The organism is Arthrobacter sp. StoSoilA2 (assembly GCF_019977195.1).
Lineage (GTDB): Bacteria > Actinomycetota > Actinomycetes > Actinomycetales > Micrococcaceae > Arthrobacter.
Genome location: NZ_AP024643.1, coordinates 1102195 through 1123120 on the forward strand (window position 1 = coordinate 1102195; position 20926 = coordinate 1123120).

Annotated in this window: 17 protein-coding genes and 1 riboswitch; of the genes, 11 read left to right on the forward strand and 6 right to left on the reverse strand. The window is 62.5% G+C overall.

What is annotated here, in order from left to right; all coding sequences use genetic code 11:
• The first annotated feature begins 43 nt into the window (after positions 1-43).
• A complete protein-coding gene (locus tag LDN82_RS05170; protein ID WP_224167464.1) occupies positions 44-1180 on the forward strand; it encodes a Rossmann fold nucleotide-binding protein in 1137 nt (378 codons plus the stop codon).
• Between the two features lie 34 nt (positions 1181-1214).
• Here LDN82_RS05170 and LDN82_RS05175 read toward each other — a convergent pair whose 3' ends face one another.
• From LDN82_RS05175 to LDN82_RS05185, 3 genes are all read right to left on the reverse strand, one after another.
• On the reverse strand, positions 1215-2129 hold the full coding sequence (locus tag LDN82_RS05175; RefSeq protein ID WP_224166594.1) for a matrixin family metalloprotease: 915 nt from the start codon (positions 2127-2129) through the stop codon (positions 1215-1217).
• 117 nt (positions 2130-2246) lie between these two features.
• Complete coding sequence (locus LDN82_RS05180) at positions 2247-3140, reverse strand: matrixin family metalloprotease (RefSeq protein WP_224166595.1); 894 nt, start codon at positions 3138-3140, stop codon at positions 2247-2249.
• Between the two features lie 63 nt (positions 3141-3203).
• Positions 3204-4367, reverse strand: coding sequence for a VIT1/CCC1 transporter family protein (locus LDN82_RS05185; RefSeq protein ID WP_224166596.1), 1164 nt, complete (start codon positions 4365-4367; stop codon positions 3204-3206).
• Positions 4368-4645: 278 nt separating this feature from the next.
• Here LDN82_RS05185 and LDN82_RS05190 point away from each other — a divergent pair, with 278 nt between their 5' ends.
• Complete coding sequence (locus tag LDN82_RS05190) at positions 4646-4840, forward strand: hypothetical protein (RefSeq protein ID WP_224093790.1); 195 nt, start codon at positions 4646-4648, stop codon at positions 4838-4840.
• Positions 4841-4849: 9 nt separating this feature from the next.
• Here LDN82_RS05190 and LDN82_RS05195 read toward each other — a convergent pair whose 3' ends face one another.
• Both LDN82_RS05195 and LDN82_RS05200 read right to left on the reverse strand, forming a co-directional pair.
• Positions 4850-5149: a hypothetical protein gene (locus tag LDN82_RS05195; RefSeq protein WP_224166597.1), complete on the reverse strand. Its 300-nt coding sequence runs from the start codon at positions 5147-5149 to the stop codon at positions 4850-4852.
• Between the two features lie 15 nt (positions 5150-5164).
• A riboswitch (SAM riboswitch) is annotated at positions 5165-5284 on the reverse strand.
• 162 nt (positions 5285-5446) lie between these two features.
• Entirely contained in the window at positions 5447-6988 is a 1542-nt protein-coding gene (locus tag LDN82_RS05200) for a sodium:solute symporter (RefSeq protein WP_224166598.1), read from the reverse strand.
• A gap of 265 nt (positions 6989-7253) precedes the next feature.
• Between LDN82_RS05200 and LDN82_RS05205 the strand changes: the two genes are divergently transcribed.
• The gene (locus tag LDN82_RS05205; protein ID WP_224093801.1) at positions 7254-7829 is read left to right on the forward strand and encodes a cupin domain-containing protein; all 576 of its coding nucleotides are present in this window, start codon (positions 7254-7256) and stop codon (positions 7827-7829) included.
• 34 nt (positions 7830-7863) lie between these two features.
• On the opposite strand, the gene LDN82_RS05210 is transcribed toward LDN82_RS05205, so the two are convergent.
• A complete protein-coding gene (locus LDN82_RS05210; RefSeq protein ID WP_224166599.1) occupies positions 7864-9837 on the reverse strand; it encodes an amino acid transporter in 1974 nt (657 codons plus the stop codon).
• A 232-nt stretch (positions 9838-10069) separates the two neighbouring features.
• Between LDN82_RS05210 and speB the strand changes: the two genes are divergently transcribed.
• The 8 genes from speB to LDN82_RS05250 all read left to right on the forward strand — a co-directional run bounded on the left by speB (position 10070) and on the right by LDN82_RS05250 (position 20917).
• Positions 10070-11140, forward strand: coding sequence for an agmatinase (speB, locus tag LDN82_RS05215; protein ID WP_224166600.1), 1071 nt, complete (start codon positions 10070-10072; stop codon positions 11138-11140).
• Positions 11137-12840, forward strand: a complete 1704-nt coding sequence (locus LDN82_RS05220) for a thiamine pyrophosphate-binding protein (RefSeq protein ID WP_224166601.1) — start codon at positions 11137-11139, stop codon at positions 12838-12840. The genes speB and LDN82_RS05220 overlap by 4 nt, the downstream gene beginning before the upstream one ends.
• A gap of 139 nt (positions 12841-12979) precedes the next feature.
• Positions 12980-13462: a MarR family transcriptional regulator gene (locus tag LDN82_RS05225; protein WP_224166602.1), complete on the forward strand. Its 483-nt coding sequence runs from the start codon at positions 12980-12982 to the stop codon at positions 13460-13462.
• A gap of 9 nt (positions 13463-13471) precedes the next feature.
• Positions 13472-15526, forward strand: a complete 2055-nt coding sequence (locus LDN82_RS05230; RefSeq protein ID WP_224166603.1) for an MFS transporter — start codon at positions 13472-13474, stop codon at positions 15524-15526.
• Positions 15527-15843: 317 nt separating this feature from the next.
• On the forward strand, positions 15844-17577 hold the full coding sequence (locus LDN82_RS05235) for an ABC transporter ATP-binding protein (RefSeq protein ID WP_224091220.1): 1734 nt from the start codon (positions 15844-15846) through the stop codon (positions 17575-17577).
• Positions 17574-19649, forward strand: a complete 2076-nt coding sequence (locus LDN82_RS05240; protein WP_275965231.1) for an ABC transporter ATP-binding protein — start codon at positions 17574-17576, stop codon at positions 19647-19649. The genes LDN82_RS05235 and LDN82_RS05240 overlap by 4 nt, the downstream gene beginning before the upstream one ends.
• A 74-nt stretch (positions 19650-19723) precedes the next feature.
• Positions 19724-20140, forward strand: a complete 417-nt coding sequence (locus LDN82_RS05245; protein WP_224093867.1) for a thioesterase family protein — start codon at positions 19724-19726, stop codon at positions 20138-20140.
• Between the two features lie 9 nt (positions 20141-20149).
• Positions 20150-20917, forward strand: coding sequence for a copper homeostasis protein CutC (locus tag LDN82_RS05250; RefSeq protein WP_224166604.1), 768 nt, complete (start codon positions 20150-20152; stop codon positions 20915-20917).
• Positions 20918-20926 lie beyond the last annotated feature (9 nt).

Consider the following 20926-nt stretch of genomic DNA (forward strand, 5'->3'; position numbering starts at 1 on the left):
CGTAAACGGGACTCAAGCCGTTGAGCACTACTACGCTGATGCCATGAATCCCTCCGGTGCCTTGAACCCAAGTCCACGGACGCTCGACGTCGAAAGCATCGTTCATTTCGACAAACTGGTTACGTCCGGGGCGGGATCCATGCACGGCTGGCACGCGCAGTCGCTGGACCTTCGCGGACGCTCGCGGGAATTGAAAATGTTGGACCCGCAGGGCGCGATCTTCCTCGGATGCACTTTCGACGACGGCATCGAGGAGAGCCTTCGAAGCCGCGGCGCGCTCATCTTTCCCAAGATGCGCGGCGTGCCCTTCAACCCATATCGAGGCACCCTCTACACGGCCAGGGAGCTTTACGAGGACATCTCCACTGCAGAGTATGAAGCCACCCTGGATGCGAGGATTTACCAGTGGAGCATCCTTCCGGGAAAGCGGGCAAGCCTTGACGCAACGCTCGCCGCGGCCCTGCACGACCACGCGATCGGCGACGCCCTGGACGAGCTGCTGCAAGATGGGGACCTGGCAGGCACCAGACTCGTGGGCGTCATGGGCGGACACGCAGCGCAACGCGGAACCAAGGAATTCGCCGACGCCGCGCGGCTGGGGCGCTTGCTCGCGCAAGCGGGCTTCACAGTAGCTACCGGCGGTGGCCCTGGCGCCATGGAAGCAGCCAACATGGGCGCCTACCTCAGCGGACTGCCCGACGCCGATTCCATCGCAGCGCTGCAAACGCTCGCTTCCATACCGGGGTTCAGGCCCTCGGTGACGGCTTGGGCGCGGCAAGCAGCCGCCGTCGTCGAACGCTACCCGGAAGGCACCCCGACGCTGGGGATACCCACCTGGTTCTACGGCCATGAGCCACCCAACCTGTTCGCCACGCACATCGCCAAGTACTTCGCCAACGCAATCCGCGAAGCGATCCTCCTGGAGCTTTGCAACGGCGGAATCGTGTTCCTGCCCGGTTCCGCCGGAACCGTGCAGGAGATCTTCCAGGATGCGTGCGAAAACTATTACGGTGCCCCCGAAACCATCACTCCCATGGTCCTGGTGGGCCGCGATCATTGGGAACGGACCTACCCGGCCTGGCCGATGCTGCGAAGCCTCGCGGCCGGGCGGCCCATGGCGAACAGAATCTTCCTGGTGGACACGGTGGAGGACGCGCTCGCGGTCGTGGCCGCGGGCTAAAAGTCCTTGCTGCAGCTAGAAGTCCTTGCTGCGGCTAGAAATCCTTACTGCAGGGGCCTGAGCCGAGTTGGGCAAGGCCCGTCTTGTCCCCGGCAGCGTACTCGCGAACCCACGAGGCTTGGTCGTACATCAGCTGGCGGGGGTCATCCACATGGTCCAAACCAAGAACGTGTCCGAGTTCGTGCATGATCACGGCCGTGCCCACTTCCTTGCCCTGGGGTGTGTCCATGATCCCGGCAAACTGCGGTGCATCCAACGACACCGACCCAGTCACGTAGGCCTTATAGCCGTTGCTCAGGCCGATGGAGGAACTTCCGCCCAAGCCCACCGTTTGTCCGGTCAGCCGCGGCACCTGCTCCGGTGTGGTCCAGGCAATGAGCACCGGCGCCCAGCGGTCCCCGTATGTTGTGGGCTGATAGCCGGCCCTGTTGGTGCTGGGGATTTCGGACGTCGGACCGTCATAAATGAACTGCAGCCCGGAGGCGAGGCTGGCCTGCCGAACTGCTTCCTCCACCATGGAATACCAGCTTGTGGGGGCCAGGTTTGAGTTCACGACGTAGTGAATCGGCCTGCAAGGGGAGTAGGCAAGGGGAGTGCCGTCTTCCTTGACGGCCAGGAATTTGTAAGAATTGCTGGTCCTTAGCAACGGCGCCGGTGTGCCCAGGGGAGCGTCGGCTTCCTCAAATCCGGGCAGCGGATCCTGACGCTGGCCAAAAGGAACCAGCCCGGGCCGCGGCGCCTGGCTCTGCGTCGTGGAATCGGACCAGAACCTTTGAAGTTCGCCGCTGAAGTAGGCGCCGGCGCAGACCAAACCAAGGATGCCGAACAGGAACAGGATGGCCGCGATGCTGCTGTGCTTGATGGGAGGCCTGGGCGGCGGCTTGGCATCCGGGTGGTAAGGCGGCGGGGGATAGGGGTCTGGCCACTCTGGCGACCCATAAGGTTCCATCGAACCCCCTCACGGGACGGCCCAATCGGACGGTGGGGCGCCGCCGTCGGCCGCTTCCGTCAGGATAGAACCCATGGGACCGCCAGTCCATGGCGATTCCTGGGAAGCTGCGCTGCTTCAGATGTCCTTGCGGCAAGGAGCCGAGGCCAGGAGGTGAAGGCCGTTCAGGTCGCCGGCAGCCAAACCGTCAGGGGCGCCGATCTCCGGGTACATCAGCTGAACCGGATCATCAACATGATCCAAACCCATGACGTGCCCCAGTTCGTGCTGCATGACCGCCAGCACGTAGTCCGAACCGCCCTCCTCGGCCAGAAGCTCCGCCACTTGCGGGGTGTCGAGCTCCAGGCTGCCCGTGATGTAGCTCTTGGGACCGTTGTTGAGTGAGTACATGGTGCTGCCGCCCGTGCCGATGACGCTCTCAGCCAGCGCAGGAGCAGTCTCAGGCGTGGTCCACGAAATGAGCAAGGGTGCCCACCGGTCACCATATTTGGATGGTTGGTAAGGTTCGCGCTTAGTGGTGGGCAACTCATCCGTGCTGCCATCGTTGATGAACTGGATTCCGGACGCCGCGGAAATATTGGCGATTGCGGTGGCAAGCAGTGAATCCGTACCCTCAGGCGCGGTGGCGTCGTTCACCACGTAGTGCAGGGGACGGCACGGCGAGTACCCAACCGGAGTGCCGTCGTCGTTGGTTGCCAGGAACTTATATGAATCGCTGGCGTTGGCTGGGGGCGGCGGCGATGCGAGCGGGGCGTCGGCCTCGTCGATTCCTGGAGGCGGCGCGTCCAGGGCGCGTGCCGGGGTCTGTTGGATCGGCTCGCTTTTGGGCGAATTGGGCAGGGCCACGCCCGGAAACAGCCCGATGATCCGGGGATCGCCGTGGAGCAAACCGCTGACAAGGACAGCCACCACCGCGGCGACACCGGCCATGAGGACGCCGCGAAGAATCCGGAGGGTTGTGCCCGCACGACGGTGTTTTGGCGCGCGCAATGGCGGCTGCTCCGAATCCACGGTTCTCCATTCCCTACGCCCCGGTCACGCGGGGCCGCGCGGAGGACGAACCAACATTACCGCCTAGACGATCATCGTTCCGAACGCGAGGCCAAGCCCGTAGGTGGCGGCCGCGGCGCCCAGGCCGATCGCCAGCTGCCGGAAGCCACGGCTCAGCGGTGAGGTCCCGGACAACAGCCCGACGACGGCGCCGGTCGCCAGGAGCGCGATCCCCACCAGCACACCGGCTACTACCAGTGCCGCCACACCCGTCATGCCGAAGATAAACGGGAGGATGGGCACAACCGCACCCGAGGCGAAGAAGCAGAAGCTGGACATCGCAGCGCCCCAGGCAGACCCCACGGTTTCGTGGTTGTCAGCGGGTTGCTCCTTCTCCGGTTGCAAGGAGAGGCTGGGATCGCAGTCGCAGCTGAAGAGTCCCATGCGTTCGGCGGCACGGTGCTCGGCTGCCTCACGGGTCATGCCGCGGGCCAAGTACACCAGCACAAGCTCGTTGTGCTCGATGTCCAAAGAAGGGGCGGCTGTGAGGGTTGCCTGCGTGGGCAGCGTGGCGCTGAGCAACTCCCGCTGCGAGCGGACCGAAACGTACTCGCCAGCACCCATGGACAGGGCGCCGGCCAGCAAACCGGCCACGCCACTCATGAGGACCACCGGGCTGGGAACGCCGGTTGCTGCCATACCCATAACCAGTGAAAGGTTGCTCACCAGGCCATCGTTGGCGCCAAAAACAGCAGCACGGAAGGTACCGGAGAGCCTGTTGCGGCCACGGGTGGCAAGGCCCCTGACAACTTCTTCGTGGATTTGTTCGTCGGCAACCATGGCTGGAGTCGCGGCAGGTTCGGCTCCGTAGGGGGAGCGGCCTTCCGCGCGCTGCGCCAACGCGAGGACGAACACGGAACCAAAGTGCCGGGCCAGGAAGCCCAGCAGCTGGCTGCGGGTGGAAGCTCCCTTCGGCATTCCGGCGTGTTCTCCCAAGAGCTTGAGCCAGTGTGCCTCGTGCCTTCCCTCGGCCTCGGCCAGGGCGAGCAGGATCTGCCGTTCTTCGCCGTCACGACGCTGGGCGAGTTCCCGGTAGACGGCGGCTTCGGCACGCTCGTCGGCCAGGTATTGACGCCAGCGCCTGATGTCCGCCGGTGTGGGCCGGGCTGGTTGGGACGGTGTTCCGGATCCGGGGGCGGGGTCCGGAGCGGGGCTCGACGAACCGTGGGATTCCTGGTGCTTCTGCACTTTTTCTCCTGTGCTGGGTGGGGTAGTTGCGGCCCCATTGCACGCCCACTGTACCGCTTATCGGCGCGGATTTTTGGCCGGTATTCCTTAGTTGGAATGTTCGGCATGCCTTAATTTTCGAAGCTGCAATCCTCTGCCTGGAGCCTTTCCCTGGGTCCATGTGGGCCGTTGCCTTGACCCTCTTCAGGCACAGTGCTCAGATGGAAGGACAGGGGCGGGGGCCCTCCCCGCACTCGGTCAGCAGGCTGCTTGCCAGCCCACCAGACGGAGGTTGCAGCATGGACACCACCGAACCGCACGCCAACCACCCCGAACGGGAGACCATCGAGTCGGATCCCGCCTACGACTACAGCGATGACCAGGAAGTCGACGAACCCTGGGTGGAGGAAATCGACGTCCCGGATGACGACGAGCGGGTTGTCCCCCTGGATGAAACCGAAGAATTCCGCGGGGAAGAAGACGAGGAATTCTAGGACCGTTTCTTAGGCAGGGCCATCTTCACCGAAGGTGAAATGCCGCTCCAGTCCCGCCGGACGCCCGAGCGCTGCAACAGTCACCGTCAACGTCCTCGACGATTCACACCACCGCGATGGACGCACAGCCTGGGCAAGGGCATGCGCCAACAGGCGCGCTTCGGGGTGCCGGAACCGGGCCAGCCCACCGTTCAGGAACAGGGTCACCGTCCCAAGGACAAGGTCGACGCCGGGAATCACCGGAACAGTGGGCGCTTCGGTTTTGGTGGGGGTGCTTTGGCTTGGGGTGGTAACGCCTTGGTACGGCAAGGACTGCTCCTTTGGGGAGTGCTCTTGCCCGCTCGGTTGTCTCTGGTCCGGGGCGGGCCGCTTCCTCATCCGAACCACTCGTGAACATGGGGTTGGTGTGTGGCCAGTCGGAGCTTGGCGCCACCTCTCTTGAAGCTGGGACCACTGTACTGGAGGAGTGCTGTCCGGGAGAAGTGTGGCCCTCGGATCCGCTCGCCCCCGCACAGCGCAACGGCGACGCTGCCCCGGGAAGGGGCGGCGCCGCCGTCGACCATTGCTCAGTTCAGTTCTTACCTGATGCCTTGCGGCCCTGGGCCGTTAGCTCGCGTTGTGGCTGCTGACGGGGTGGGCTTCCAAGGGCAATTCGTCAGATACCGCTCCGGCCACGCGCTTGTCCCAAGCGGCCCGGACTTCGGGGTCGGTGGGCGGCGTGAGGAGGGAAATCACCACATAGGCCACGAACGAGGCCGCGAGGCCGTAGTAGATGGGCTCGTTGGCGTAGACGCCGTCGACGCTTGGAATGACTCCAGTGGCGAACAGAATCAACAAGGCCAACGTCAATACCGAGCCCACTGCCATGGACCATGCAGCAGCGATACCAGTGCCGCGCTTCCACACCAGGCCGCCAAGAATCGCGACGAGGAGGCCGCCCACAAGGATGTCGTAAGCAATGGTGAGGGCAACAACCACGTCCTGCGCGGCCATGGAGATCAACACCGCGACGATGCCCAGGCCAAGAACCCAGTAACGGTTGGCTTTGACGTCGTGCTCGGGGTTTTCGGTGTCGTCCGTGTTGATGGTCTTGCCGAACCAGCTGGCCACGAACGGAACAACATCTGCGCGGGCCACCGTGGCGGCGGCAATCAGGGCACCCGAAGCGGTGGACATCATGGCTGCAACAGCTGCGGCCATGACCAGGCCGCCGATGCCGATGGGCAGGATGTGGGTTGCCACTTCGGCGTAGACCACGTCCTTGCCGAGGTTGGCGACATCGATATTGGGCAGTGCTACGCGGGCGGCCAGGCCGATCAATGCACCGGCCACACCGTAGAGGATGCAGTAAACGCCGGCGGTCGCTCCACCCCAGCGTGCAACCTTGGGAGTCTTGGCCGTGAAGACGCGCTGCCAGATGTCCTGGCCGATCAGGAGTCCGAGTGTGTACACGACGAAGTAGGTGATGATCGTCTGGACGCCGATTCCGTCGATCTGGAAGAAGCTCGCATCGACACGCTCACGGATGCCGTCCAGTCCTCCGGCCGCGTTCATGACGAACGGGAGCATCAGGAAGAAGATGCCAACGGTCTTGATGATGAACTGGACCTGGTCGGCCAAGGTGATGGACCACATGCCACCGATGGTCGAGTAAACAAGCACAATTGCACCGCCGACGGCGATCGCCATCCAGCGTTCCCAGTCGAAGAGGACCACAAAGATGGTGGCGTATGCGCCGGTGGATGTGGCACAAAGCATGAGGGTGTAGGCCAGCATGACGATTCCGGAGGTCTGCGTGGCCTTGCTGCCGTAGCGAAGGCTCAGCATTTGGGAGACCGTGTAGATCTTCAGGCGCTGGATGGTGCCGGCGAAGAGCAAGCTCAGGAGGAGGACGCCGGCGCCGATTGCGACTACCAGCCACATACCTGAGATGCCGAACTTGTAGCCCAGGCCGACGCCGCCGACGGTGGATGCCCCACCGAGGACAACTGCGGCCATGGTGCCGGTGTAAAGGAAAGGTCCAAGGCGGCGGCCGGCCACCAGGAAGTCGCTGTTGTTCTTGGTGCGGGACTTGCCCCACCAGCCGAATGCAAGCATGGCAAGCAGGTACACCACCACAATGGCGATGTTTATGAACGATGAGTCCATGAGTGGCTCCTTGGAGCTGGTGCACGGAGGTTGGGTTTTCGACGATACGCCTGGGAAGCGTCGAAGTCTCCGTGCTGGTGATGGGAGATTGGGGATCGTGTTGTGCCTCACAGACAACACTTGTTGCCTATGAGGATATGTTGTGATGGGAGTAACAGTCAAGGGGCTTTGGTCATCCTCGGGCTGTTGAGGGCTCCAGCGGCCCCTGGTCCCGCTACTATTGCTGCAATGACAGGGCCGAATGACAGGCCTGAAAGGTTCGTGAATGAAGGCTCTCCCCGTTGAACCAAGCAACGTTCCCGTTGCCATTGGTTCCAGAATCCGCGCAGCCCGCCAGGCGCAGCGCCTCACCATTGAGCAAGTGGCGGACGCAACTGGTTTGACCAAGGGCTTCCTCAGCCGTGTCGAGAGGGATCTGACGTCACCGTCGGTCGCTTCACTCGTAACCCTTTGCCAGGTCCTGTCCGTGTCGGTAGGAGACCTGTTTGCCGCTCCCGAAACGCATCTGACCAGGCGCGACGACGGTCCCCGGATTTCGCTGGGTGGCCAGGGCATTGTGGAGCGTTTGTTAACGGCCCGTTCGGAGCGGCGCCTGCAGATCCTTCAGGCCACCATCGAGCCACGGGGCCGTGGTGAGAACGAGCTCTACGCCGTGGACTGCGACGTTGATGTCCTTCATGTGGTGAAGGGACGCATCAAGCTCATCCTGACCAACGAGGAGTACGACCTCGAAGAAGGGGACACCCTCTCCTTCCCGGGCAGGGAACCCCACACCTGGGTCAATCCCACGGACGAAACCGTCGAGGTCCTCTGGATTCTGGTGCCCGCAGCGAGTAAGTAGCACTTGCCCGATCCTGCAGGGTGCTGCGGCGGGGTCAGCCCACGTGGACCCAGGGGCGCCGGGTGATGTCGGGCTCAGCCTCACGCAGTACCTCGCGGGTCACCGGCGCGATCTCGCCCTCGCCAAAGAAAAGGAACCTGCTGAGGTTGGAGATGGGGTTGCCCTCGGTCCAGCGGAAGTAGATGTGCGGCATGAAACCCGTGACGTCGCGGATGTGCAGCAGGACGGCGGCAAGGGTGTTGGGCACGTTGTTGCTGTGGACTTCCAGGATTTTGAAGCCATGCCGTTTCTTGCCCACAACCTGCAGCTCCTGCTCGAAGTCCGAGCTGTCGTCAACAATGATCTCGATGAATACCGCATCGCAATCCAGCGGCAGGTGGTTGGCCTGCTGCGCGTGTTGGAGCTTCTCCCGGTACCGTCCGGCGCTGAGGTGCTTTGGTTCATGCGCGATGATCCGAACAGGGCCGTCGACGTTGTTTGCAGTGAATTCGAGTGCAGTCTGGTCCATTTTGATATGCGTGGCACGGAGCTCAAAAGCACGCCGGATCCTGGAGATGAAGCTCACCACCATGATGCCCAGAATGAACAGCGCGGCGATCTTCAGGCCGTCCGGGCGCTCGATCGAGTTGACCACGGTTGTGTAGATGAAGACCAGGGAAACCACTCCGAACCCGATGAACTGTGCCCGTTGTTTCTTTCTCCGGGCGGACAGTGTCACTGCGATGGAGGCGGACGTGATCAGGACGAGTACACCCGTGGCATAGGCGCCACCCTGGGCGTTGACGTCGGCTTGGAAAATAATCGTCACGATGAAGGCGATGACTGTGAAGACCAGGACGAGTGGGCGCAATGCGCGGACCCACGCTGGAGCCATGCCGTAGCGCGGCAGGTACCTGGGGACCAGGTTCAGGAGGCCCGCCATGGCCGAGGCTCCGGCAAACCACAGAATAGCGATGGTACTGGCGTCGTAAACCGTGCCAAATCCGTCGCCCAGGAACTTGTGGGCGAGGAAAGCCAGGGCACGCCCATCAGCCTTGCCGCCGGGTTCGAATTCAGCGGCCGGGATCAGCATGACGGTGGTGAAGCTGGACGTTATGAGGAACGAACTCATGATGATGGCGGCGGTGGTCAGGAGCTTGTGGGCGCCCTTGATCCGTCCGGCCGGCTTGGCTTCAGTGTCGGAAGGATCTCCCTTGATCTGCGGCATGACTGCGACGCCGGTCTCGAACCCTGAGAGGCCAAGGGCCAGCCGCGGGAAAACGAGCAGCGCAAGGGCAATCATCAGGATGGGATCACCGTGGGATGTGTTCAGTGCGGTCCACCAGTCTGAGATGACCCGGGACTCGGTGAAGACATGGCTGATGGAAACGATGACGACCACAAGGTTCAGTGCCAGAAAGGCGGCGACCAGGACGACGGCCACGTTGATGGCTTCCTTGAATCCGCGCAGGAAGACGATGCCCAGTCCTGCAATCAGGGCCAGGGTGATGACAACCTGCTGGCCTTCCAGGAAGTGTGGAGCGAACGGGTTCTCAATGAGGTGGGCGGTGGCGTCGGCGGCGGAGAGCGTGATGGTGATCATGAAATCCGTGGCCGCAAAGCCGAGGAGTGCCAGGACGAACAACTTGCCACCCCACCGGGGGAGCAGACGCTCGAGCATGGCAATGGAACCCTCGCCGCGAGGACTTTCCCTGGCGACTCGACGGTATACAGGCAGTGCGCCAGCCAAGGTGACGAAGACCAGCAGCAGCGTTGCCAATGGCGACAGTAATCCCGCAGCCAGGGCCGCGATGGCAGGCTGATAGCCCAGCGTTGAGAAGTAGTCCAGGCCTGTCAGGCACATGACCTTCCACCAAGCTTGCGGTTTGTGGGCTTCCGCAGGCTTTCCGTGGGGACCCTGCCGCTTGCCCGAGGTATCCGGCATTCCTTCAAGCAGCCATGATTTGAGGTGGAATGCCTTTTTGTGCCGGTCGGCAGGGTCGGCTGGCGGCCTCGTCAGGGTGGTCACGTTGTCCTTCCGGGCAGCACGGTGCTGCTCACGCAAAGGAGCGTATGGCCGCATTCTGCGCCTGGACCCCGGTTTTTATGGAATCTTTACGCCGGATGTGACCGGCATCTCATAGGGCCGGGACCTTGAAGGAAACTTGTAAACAGATGATGCTTATTAGGAAACTTTGAGTGTATGATGGGTGTCACAGTTACTGATTCATCTCGACCTATCCACTAAGGAGTGGCGCATTTTGGAAGAGCTCCGTATTGAGGCCAACGGGAACCTTGGTCCCATCGATTCGTCCCGCATCCCGCGCTACGCCGGTGCTGCCACCTACGCCCGCCTGCCCCGCCTGGACCAGGTCTCCAAGGCTGACGTCACCGTTGTCGGCGTGCCCTTTGACTCCGGTGTTTCCTACCGCCCCGGCGCCCGCTTCGGCGCGAACCATGTGCGTGAGGCCAGCCGCCTGCTGCGCCCGTACAACCCTGCCTGGGATGTCAGCCCCTTCGAGAACATCCAGGTGGCGGATGCCGGCGACATGGCGGTGAACCCGTTCAACATCAACGAGGCCATTGAGACCATTCAGCAGAACGCGCTGGACCTTACGGCCAGCGGCAGCAAGCTGGTCACCCTGGGTGGCGACCACACCATCGCCCTTCCGCTCCTGAGGGCAGCAGCGGAGCGAGCCGGTGAGCCAGTGGCCATGCTCCACTTCGACGCACACCTGGACACCTGGGACACCTACTTCGGTGCGGAATACACGCACGGTACGCCGTTCCGCCGCGCAGTGGAAGAAGGCATCCTGGACACGGAGGCCATCAGCCACGTGGGTACCCGCGGTCCGCTGTACGGCAAAAAGGACCTCGACGACGACCACCGCTTTGGCTTCGGAATCGTCACCTCCGCTGACGTCTACTACCAGGGCGTCCTGGAGACGGTGGCCAAGATCCGCGACCGCATCGGAAGCCGTCCGCTGTACATCTCCGTGGACATCGACGTCCTGGATCCCGCACACGCCCCCGGCACCGGTACGCCCGAAGCAGGCGGCATCACCAGCCGGGAACTCCTCGAAATCATCCGTGGATTCCGTGGCATGAACCTCGTGGGTGCTGACATTGTGGAAGTTGCCCCGGCTTATGACCACGCGGAAATCACGGGCGTGGCCGGCAGCCACGTTGCTTATGAACTGGTAACCCTCATGGCGGACAACGCCGTGGAGGGCGACCGTCTCGGTGCACCGAACGGCTACGCCCAGCAGGCCCTCGGTGCCCGCATCGCAGAACTCGCCCAGGCAACCGGCACCGCTGGAGAGACGCGATGATCGATTTCGATCCAGGTACTGCGGCCCCAACGCGGGGTACCGATCAGCGCAATGGTGGGGACCTCGTCGTCGAGACCCTTGAGGCGCTGGGTGCCAAGACGGTCTTCGGTATCCCCGGACAGCACGCTTTGGGCCTCTTTGACGCCATGGGCCGCGGCAACCTGCACTTCGTGTCTTCGCGTGTGGAGAACAATTCGGCGTTTGCGGCTGATGGCTACTCCCGCGCCACCGGCGAGGTGGGGGTGCTGTTCCTGTCCACCGGTCCGGGTGCGCTCACCTCCCTTGCTGGTTTGCAGGAGGCGTATGCCACCGGTGTTCCGATGGTGGTTGTTGCCAGCCAGATTCCGCTTGAGGGCCTGGGTGCTCGCCGCAAGGGCATGCTGCACCAGTTGGACGACCAGAAGGCTTCGGCCGCGAACGTCACCAAGAGCCAGCGCCTGATCCAGCATGCCTCGGGCATCCCGTCCGCCATCCAGGACGCCTGGACGGAGGCCATTTCCTCGCCGCAGGGGCCGGTGTGGATCGAGATTCCGCAGAACGTCCTGCTGGATCCCATCATGGTCCCGCCGGTGGAGGACGCGCTCGCCGAGGCAGCAGACAACCCGCCGCGCGTCGAGCTGATCCGGGAGGCCGTGAAGTGGCTTTCGACGGCGGAACGTCCGGCGATCATCGCTGGCGGCGGTACGCGCCGTGGCCGGGCTGAGAAGTCGCTGCTGTCCATTGCCGAGCAGCTGCGCGCCCCCGTCATTTGCACCCCTGGCGGCAACGGTGCATTCCCGTGGAAGCACGAGTTATCGCTGCAGTCGTGGATCGAGGACCGGTACATGACCGATGTCCTTGAAGATGCCGACGTGCTGATCGTCATCGGTTCATCCCTCGGTGAGGTTACGTCCAACTACTTCACGTTCGAACCCCGCGGCCGCATCATCCAGATCGACGCCGAACCGCGCGTCCTCGAATCCAACCGGCCAGGCTTGGGCATCCGTGCCGACGCCGGCCAGGCCCTGGCAGCCTTGGACGAGGCGCTGGCAGCAGCTGGTGCCGCGGACACTGTGACTCGGTCCTGGCACGGCACCAGCCCGGAAGATGTGGTCAAGGAGTCCCTGGCCAAGGTCAAGGCACGCCTTGAATCCCAGGATCTGGCCAAGGAACTGAAATTCATGGCCGACATCCGTGAAGCGGTTCCCGCCGACATGCAGACCTTCTGGGACATGACCATCTCCGCGTACTGGGGATGGAGTTGCTGGGACGCCCGCGAGGGCCAATTCCACTCAGCCCAAGGTGCCGGCGGCCTCGGCTACGGCTTCCCGGCAGCCATCGGCGGTGCCGTGGGCCTGGAAACCACCGGCAAGCCCGGCAGGGTGCTTGCTGTTTCCGGTGACGGTTCCTCGATGTACTCCATCTCGGAGTTGGCCACGGCGAAGCAGCACAATATCCCGGTCACCTGGCTGATCGTGGACGACGGCGGCTATGGCATCCTCCGCGAATACATGGTGGGTGCTTTCGGAAAGGCCACGGCCACTGAGCTCGCACGCCCGGACTTCGTGAAGCTGGCCGAGTCGTTCGGTGTTCCGGCGCGCCGGGTTTCCCCGGAGGAAGTGGGGGACGCGCTCAAGGCGTCCTTCGAGGCGGATGGTCCCAACGTCGTCGTGGTTGAGACGCTGCTAAAGATGTTTGGCCCGACCCACCTGGAACACTAAGAACCCAAAGCATCAAGCCCCCGCACGTTTTCCGTGCGGGGGCTTGATTGATTTAACAGCCCAGGCTCTTCTTTAGTTTCCCAAAGCAATCAATATAGGTTATAGTTGCTCTAGGCAAACAAAAAAGGGGTGTTCTTCCATGTCCGTCGGTTCTGCCACAGCAACCGATCTTGTGCATCAAATCTTCGACCTCCAGCGCACCCTGCGCTGCGTGGTGACCGCCCACATGGCCCGCGTTCCCGACGTCGGGATGGCGGTCCAAGGCGTCATGCGCTTTATCGGCGAGGGGGAGACCCGGGCAACGGCACTGGCTGCGCGCCTGGGTGTCAGTGCGCCGGTCCTCAGCAGGCATATCGCCGAACTCGAGGATCTTGGCTTCGTCGCCAGGCGGCCTGATCCGGCGGACGGCAGGGCCCAGCTCCTTGCCCTGACGGAGGATGGCGCGGCCAAGCTGCGCGACTTCGAAGAACAACGCAGCGTGAGGCTGCGGGATTACCTGGCGGACTGGAGCGAGGCGGACGCTCTCGAGGCCTCCCAGGTCATCAACAAACTCACGACGTCCCTCAAGGACTCAATCCGGGCAACGGCGGCCGGCTCCACGACGACTACTCACACAGCTTAGGAGCCACGCATGGCCACACCAGTTCAGAATGCCACCCCACTTCAGAATGCCACCCCGGGGCAAACCGCCGCACCCATGACGCACCGGCAAATCATGGAAGCCCTCACAGGTCTCCTCGCGGCCTTCTTCACAGCGATCCTCAGCAGCACAATCGTCGCCAACGCGCTGCCAACCATCATGTCCGAACTCAAGGGCACGCAAACCGATTTCGCTTGGGTCATCACCGCCGCTTTGCTGGCGAACGCGGCCACCACGCCCATCTGGGGCAAGCTCGCGGACCTCTTCGACAAGAAGCTCCTGGTCCAGCTGAGCATCATCATTTTCGTGGCAGGCTCCGTCATGGCCGGCTTGTCCGAGACGATTCCGCTGCTGCTTACTGCGCGTGTCATTCAAGGCATCGCCATGGGTGGCCTCACCGCCCTGGCCCAGGCAATCATCGGTTCCATGATTCCGCCGCGCGACCGCGGCAAATACTCCGGCTACATGGGTGCCGTCATGGCGGTGGGCACTGCCGGCGGCCCGCTGCTGGGTGGCTTCATTGTGGACAGCCCGCTCGGCTGGCGCTGGACGTTCTTCGTCTGCGTGCCGCTGGCCGTCGTCGCACTCATCCTGCTTCAGGTGACCCTGAAGATCCAGCACATCAAGCGCCCCGCCAAGATCGACTGGCTCGGCTCCATCCTCCTGACTTCGGGCGTGAGCCTGCTCCTGATCTGGGTTTCCTTCGCCGGCAACCCGGACTACTACGACTGGTTCTCCTGGCAGTCAGCGCTCATGGTGGGCGGTGGCGTAGCGCTGCTGGCGCTCCTGGTACTGGTGGAAACCAAAGTTGCCCAGCCGATCATTCCACTCAAGATCATCTCCGAGCGCACCACGGCACTTGCCATCATCGCTTCCATCGCGGTCGGTATCGCCATGTTTGGTTCGTCCACCTTCCTGGGCCAATACTTCCAGGTTGCCCGTGGCGCCACGCCGACTGAGGCAGGGCTGCTCACGCTGCCAATGATCGCCGGCAACCTTATTGGTTCTGTGGCATCGGGCATCCTGATCAGCCGCTTTGGCAAATGGAAGCGGTTCCTGATCGCCGGCTCCGTGCTCCTGATCGGCGGCCTCGCATTCGCCGGCACGATGGACCACACCACAGAACTCTGGATCGTAGCTATCTACACCGGTGTGTTCGGCCTCGGCTTGGGCATGCTGATGCAGAACCTGGTGCTCGCCGTGCAGAACACCGTTCAAGCGAAGGACATCGGTACGGCCAGCGCTTCGGTTGCGTTCTTCCGCTCTGTAGGCGGCGCAATCGGTGTGTCCGTCCTGGGTGCCATCATGTCCAACCACGTGAAGGACCTGGCTGTTGAAGGGATGGCCGCCGCGGGCATTCCGGTCCAAGGCGGCGGGTCCGGTGCCAGCATGGACCTGGCCGATATGCCGACGCCCATCGCGGAAATCATGCGCGCGGCTTACGGCGACGCCACTGCCCAGATCTTCCTGATCTCCGCCATCATCAGTGTGGTGGCACTCCTGGCTGTGCTGTTCATCAAGGAACGCCCCCTGCGGCGCACCGTTGACGCGGCGCCCGAGTCCGAACTCATGGCGACGGCGTCCGGAGATGCTGCCATGTCGTTGGATACAGCTACCTTGGATGCGGGGAAAGCGGACGACGGCGGCGCCCGCCTGGGTGCCGATCGCTCCGTCCCTGGGGCCAGCCGCCAGGTTCGGTCCACGGACTCCGGATCCGATCTTGACCTCGAATTCGCGCGGATCCTGACCCAGGAACGCCCCCACGCCACGGTTGACGTCAAGGAAGTCCAGGAGCAGTTGTCCCGCACCCAGTACGTCCTGGCGGAACAGCAATTGCAGCTCAGCCGGGCCAACGTTGAGCTGCAGGCACGGTTGCGGGAGCAGCAAACCATCGCGGCGCAGCAGGCGAGCACCGCAGAGGAACTCGCCGCGATTCGTAAGGAACTCAAGCGCGAACGCAGGCAGCAGGAGCGAATGGCATTGCTGCTCCTCCAAGGCGTCGAAGCGCGGGAGGCGCGGCCGGACCACGGCAAGCACGCGGGCTAGACACCACGGATCCTGCCCTTGTTCGAAACTCCTGGCGTACTAAGCGGGCTGTGGCGAACGAGGGCGGGACCGAAAGCGCCGGCTGTGACCAGCCGGCGTTTTTGTTGCCTACAGCGGCTGATCCGGCCAGCATCGGCTGTGATGACTGCGCCAGCGGGAGCAGATCCGACACGGGACATACTCCGCTGGGATGATCTTTTCCCTGGGTTGTTTCGCCAAGGCAACGGATTTCGTAGAGTAGGGAGGCTAATACTGTCAGCCCTTGCTGCAACACTTCTCTTACTTCATTCACGCACTCTTTCTAAGGACCCGTGGGCATGCTTGTCACCCTTATACGGCGCTACTCCAAGCCGTATTTGCCGCAGATAGTGGCCGTCCTCATATTCCAGTTGGCGTCCACCATTGCCACGCTCTACCTCCCAAGCCTCAACGCCAAAATCATTGACGAGGGAGTCTCCCGCGGCGATACCGATTTCATTTGGCGCACGGGCGCCATGATGCTCGCCGTCGCACTCGGCCAGGTGCTCACCGCTGTCGCAGCCGTGTACTTCGGTGCACGGACGGCAATGGCGATCGGCCGGGACCTCCGGCGCAGCGTCTACCGTCAAGTGAGCAGCTTTTCCGCACAGGACGTGAACCGTTTTGGTGCTCCCACACTGATCACCCGTGGCACCAATGATGTCCAGCAGGTCCAGATGCTGGTGCTGATGGGCCTGAACTTCATGGTCTCCACACCCATCATGTGCGTGGGTGGCATCATCATGGCCCTCCGCGAGGACCTCAGCCTGTCCTGGTTGGTCTGGGTTTCCGTGCCCATCCTGGTGGCAGTGGTGGGCTACCTTGTGGTCCGGTTGATGCCGCTCTTCCGGTCAATGCAGGCCAAGATAGACGCCATCAACGGTGTGCTCCGCGAGCAAATCATTGGTATCCGTGTCGTCCGTGCCTTTGTGCGCGAACCCTATGAAGCCAAACGTTTCGGTGACGCCAACCAGGACCTCACCGCCGTCTCCGTGAAGATCGGCAATCTCTTTGTCCTGATGTTCCCGGCGATCGGCATGATCCTGCACCTGTCCACCGCTGCGGTGCTGTGGTTCGGCGGTCAGCGTGTGGACTCCGGTGACATGCAGGTAGGCTCCCTCACGGCTTTCCTCCAGTACCTCCTGCAGATCCTGATGGCAGTCATGATGGGTACCTTCATGGCCATGATGATTCCCCGTGCTTCCGTCTGTGCAGACCGCATCGGCGAGGTCCTGGACGTGGAGCCTTCCATCCACAACCCGGCTTCCCCCGTGGTTCCGGCGGAAAAGAAGGGCCACGTGGAGTTCCGCGATGTCACCTTCAAGTACCCCGGAGCCGAGGCACCGGTGCTGAGCAACATTTCCTTCACCGCTGAGCCGGGCAAGACCCTGGCCATCATCGGTTCCACGGGCGCTGGCAAGACCACCCTGGTCTCCCTGCTGCCGCGGCTTTACGACGTCGCTTCAGGTGACGTCCTTCTCGACGGCGTCCCCGTCACCGAACTGGACGCGTCGGAGATCACCAGCCGCGTCTCGGCTGTTCCGCAGAAGCCGTACCTTTTCTCCGGCACCATCGAGCACAACCTGCGCTTTGGCAAGCCCGAAGCTACCGACGAGGAACTGTGGGAGGCGCTGGAGACGGCGCAGGCCAAGGGCTTCGTAGAGGAAAAGTCATCCGGCTTGAACCGGCGCATCGCCCAGGGCGGCACCAATGTCTCCGGCGGCCAGCGCCAGCGCCTTTCCATTGCAAGGGCCCTGGTGACCAAGCCGAATGTCTATCTGTTTGACGATTCATTCTCCGCATTGGACGTCGCTACCGACGCCCGGCTCCGTAAGGCCTTGAAGGCCAAGACGCAGGACGCCACAGTGATCATCGTCGCGCAGCGAGTCTCGACCATTGCCGACGCGGACGAGATCCTGGTCCTGGATAACGGCCGGATCGTGGATCGCGGAACGCACGATGAACTGCTGGAAACCTCTCCTACGTACCAGGAAATCGTTGAATCCCAGCTGAGTGTAGAGGAAGTCGCATGAGCGAGCAGGACCAGCAGAAGAAGCGTGGCTGGGCTGCCAAGGCAGAGGCCGCGAAGAATGCCAAGGCCACGGCCGAGGCAGACGTGGCAACCGAGGCACTTGACGATGACGTCGTGGAGGAGGAATACGTCCCGTCCGAGGCCGATGGCGGTATGTTCGGCAATCTTCCAGCCAAGAAAGCCAAGGAGTTCTGGCCATCGGCCAAGCGCCTCATGGGCCTGTTGAAGCCTGAGAGCGTTGGCGTTTATATCGTGATCGGCCTTGTGGTGGTCTCGGTGGTCCTGAACGTGATTGCCCCCAAGGTTTTGGGCACCGCGATGGACGTGATCTTCGGCGGCGTCATGGGCAAGCAGCTCCCGCCGGGCGTCTCGCAGGAACAGTTCGTAGAGCTCATGCGCCAGCAAGGCCAAGAGAACTTTGCGGACATGGTCTCCAAGATGGAACTCACCAACGGGATCAACTTCCCCAAGCTGACCTTCCTCATTTCGATCGTCCTCCTGATGTACTTTGTGGCCAACATCTTCCTGTGGGCACAGGGCTGGCTGCTCAACAGGATTGTCATGCGCGTTATCAAGCAGCTCCGTAATGACGTCCAGGCAAAGCTCAACAGGCTGCCGTTGAACTACTTCGACACCCGTCAGCGCGGCGACATCCTTTCCCGCGTGACCAACGACGTCGACAACGTCCAGCAGGGCCTTCAGCAGGCGTTCGCACAGTTGGTTAGCTCGGTGCTCACCGTAGTGGGAATCACCGTGATGATGTTCATCGTGTCCTGGGAACTGGCATTGATCGCGTTGATCGCCTTGCCGCTTTCCGGTGTCATGGCTGGCTTCATTGGTGCCAAGAGCCAGAAGCTCTTTGCTGCACAGTGGAAGAACACCGGCTCGCTGAACGGCCAGATCGAGGAATCCTTCTCGGGACACGATCTCGTCAAGGTGTTCGGCCGTGATGCAGACATGCTGGTGCGCTTCGATGAACGCAATGAGGCCTTGTACAAGGCGTCCTTCGGTGCCCAGTTTGTTTCCGGCGTAATTTTCCCGGCCATGAACTTCGTGTCCTACCTGTCCTACGTCGGCATTGCGGTGGTGGGTGGCCTGCGGGTTGCCTCGGGCTCCATGAGTCTTGGCGACGCCACAGCGTTCATCCAGTACTCGCGTGAATTCACCCAGCCTCTGGGCCAGATTGCCGGTATGGCCAACATGCTGCAGTCCGGCGTGGCCTCGGCCGAGCGCGTCTTTGAATTCCTTGACGCCGACGAGGAAGTTGAAGAGACCGGTACCCGCCATCTGCCAGCAAAGACCGACGGCCATGTGGAGTTCGAGCATGTCTCGTTCAGCTATGTGGAGGACAGGCCCCTCATCGAGGACCTCTCCTTCAGTGCGGAGCCTGGGCACACGGTAGCGATCGTCGGGCCTACGGGCGCTGGAAAGACCACCTTGGTGAACCTGGTAATGCGCTTCTACGAGCTCAATGCCGGTCGTATCACTTTGGACGGCGTGGACATCAAGGATCTCAGCCGCTCCGAGCTGCGGTCCAAGGTGGGCATGGTGTTGCAGGATGCATGGCTCTTCGGCGGGACCATCTACGACAACATCAAATACGGCAACCTTGACGCCACCGAGGAACAAATCATGGAGGCGGCCAAGGCCACTTACGTGGACCGCTTCGTCCGGGCTCTGCCGGACGGTTACCAGACGATCATCGATGAAGAAGGCAACAACGTCAGCGCCGGTGAGAAGCAGCTCATCACGATTGCCCGTGCTTTCGTCTCCGATCCTTCGCTGCTGATCCTTGATGAAGCTACGAGCTCAGTGGATACACGTACTGAGCTGCTGCTACAGAAGGCCATGGCTGCGCTCCGCACGGACCGGACGAGCTTCGTCATCGCCCACCGGTTGTCCACCATCCGCGACGCCGATACCATCTTGGTGATGGAGAACGGGCGGATCGTTGAGCAGGGCAACCACAACCAGTTGCTGACGCTCCAAGGTGCCTACTACCGCCTGTACATGTCCCAGTTTGCCGGTGAGGAAGAGACCGCCGTGGATGACTCGACGGCGGTGCACAGCTGAGCGCGAATTCCCTGAGTACCGGATTGCACTCCCGGGATTCCGTGGAACCCCAGCGCATCGAGGTACTCGTACCCATGCGCTGGGGTGACATGGATGCCTACGGGCACATCAACAATGTGCAGATCGTTCGGATGCTGGAAGAAGCCCGAATCGCGGCTTTCGGACCACCACGGGGCGCTGGCCTTCCGGGCGTTGAACCACCGGCGGCCCTCTTCAATGATGTTGAGGAGGGCACCATGACGTTGGTTGTGGAGCACAAGGTCCGGTACGTGCGGACTCTGGAATACCGCAACATCCCGGCCGTGGTGGAGATTTGGGTTGGCGCCATCAAGGGGGCCAGCTTTGATCTTCACTACGTCATCAAGGACCCCGTCACACAGGAAGAATGCGTCAAAGCCAGTACGCACCTGGCCTTCGTGGCAGAGGCTACCGGCAGGGTCCTCAGGCTCACCCCGGACCAGAAGGAAAAGCTGGAGCGGTACCGCGCGTAGAGTTTCACCATGAAACTTGAAATCGCGGTGGTGAGCGCGACGGGTGCCGGTACGGCCGCATCCGAAGGTGCCGATCGGATTGAGCTCTGCAGCAGCCTGGAACTTGGCGGCATCACGCCAAGCCAGGGACTACTGGAGGCCAGCATTGAACATGTTGACGGACGCCTTGAGATCCACCCGCTGGTGCGTTGCCGCCCCGGCGATTTCCACTATTCCGCCTCGGACGTGGACACCATGGTGCACGAAGTACGTCACCTGCTGGCTCAGGGCGCCCACGGGGTAGTAGTGGGCGCCCTGACCGCAGAGGGCGATATCGATGTTCACGCGGTCCAACGGCTGGTGGATTCTGCCCGGCTGGCGAGCCCTGAAGCGCAGTTGACCTTCCATCGCGCGATCGACCAATCACGGGACCCGTTGGCGGCCCTTGATCAACTGCTGGAACTCGGGTTCACGCGGGTACTCACGTCTGGCCACGAGGCCACAGCAGGTGCAGGCCTTGCCACCCTTTCCGAGATGGTGGAGCGGGCGGGAGGAGCACTCGAAATCATGGCAGGAGGCGGCTTGCAGCTCGGCGATATTCCGGCGATGCACGCGGCCGGCCTCTCAGCAGTTCATATGTCCGCCAAGAGAACCGTCTCTACGCTGGGCCAGCGAACCATATCCCTTGGCACGCAGGACGGCGCCGACCCCACCGCCTATACCGTGACGGACCGGGAAACGGTCCGCATGGCGCGGGCCGAGATCAACGCGCTGGAACTCGGTGCTCCTCCGGCATAGTTTCCACTG

Excerpts from the sequence above, each read along its gene's own strand:
- LDN82_RS05170 (WP_224167464.1), top strand. The coding sequence starts at position 44 with ATGAATCCCTCCGGTGCCTTGAACCCAAGTCCACGGACGCTCGACGTC.
- LDN82_RS05175 (WP_224166594.1), bottom strand. The coding sequence starts at position 2,129 with ATGGAACCTTATGGGTCGCCAGAGTGGCCAGACCCCTATCCCCCGCCG.
- LDN82_RS05190 (WP_224093790.1), top strand. The coding sequence starts at position 4,646 with ATGGACACCACCGAACCGCACGCCAACCACCCCGAACGGGAGACCATC.
- LDN82_RS05200 (WP_224166598.1), bottom strand. The coding sequence starts at position 6,988 with ATGGACTCATCGTTCATAAACATCGCCATTGTGGTGGTGTACCTGCTT.
- LDN82_RS05205 (WP_224093801.1), top strand. The coding sequence starts at position 7,254 with ATGAAGGCTCTCCCCGTTGAACCAAGCAACGTTCCCGTTGCCATTGGT.
- LDN82_RS05220 (WP_224166601.1), top strand. The coding sequence starts at position 11,137 with ATGATCGATTTCGATCCAGGTACTGCGGCCCCAACGCGGGGTACCGAT.
- LDN82_RS05225 (WP_224166602.1), top strand. The coding sequence starts at position 12,980 with ATGTCCGTCGGTTCTGCCACAGCAACCGATCTTGTGCATCAAATCTTC.
- LDN82_RS05230 (WP_224166603.1), top strand. The coding sequence starts at position 13,472 with ATGGCCACACCAGTTCAGAATGCCACCCCACTTCAGAATGCCACCCCG.
- LDN82_RS05235 (WP_224091220.1), top strand. The coding sequence starts at position 15,844 with ATGCTTGTCACCCTTATACGGCGCTACTCCAAGCCGTATTTGCCGCAG.
- LDN82_RS05240 (WP_275965231.1), top strand. The coding sequence starts at position 17,574 with ATGAGCGAGCAGGACCAGCAGAAGAAGCGTGGCTGGGCTGCCAAGGCA.
- LDN82_RS05245 (WP_224093867.1), top strand. The coding sequence starts at position 19,724 with ATGCGCTGGGGTGACATGGATGCCTACGGGCACATCAACAATGTGCAG.
- LDN82_RS05250 (WP_224166604.1), top strand. The coding sequence starts at position 20,150 with ATGAAACTTGAAATCGCGGTGGTGAGCGCGACGGGTGCCGGTACGGCC.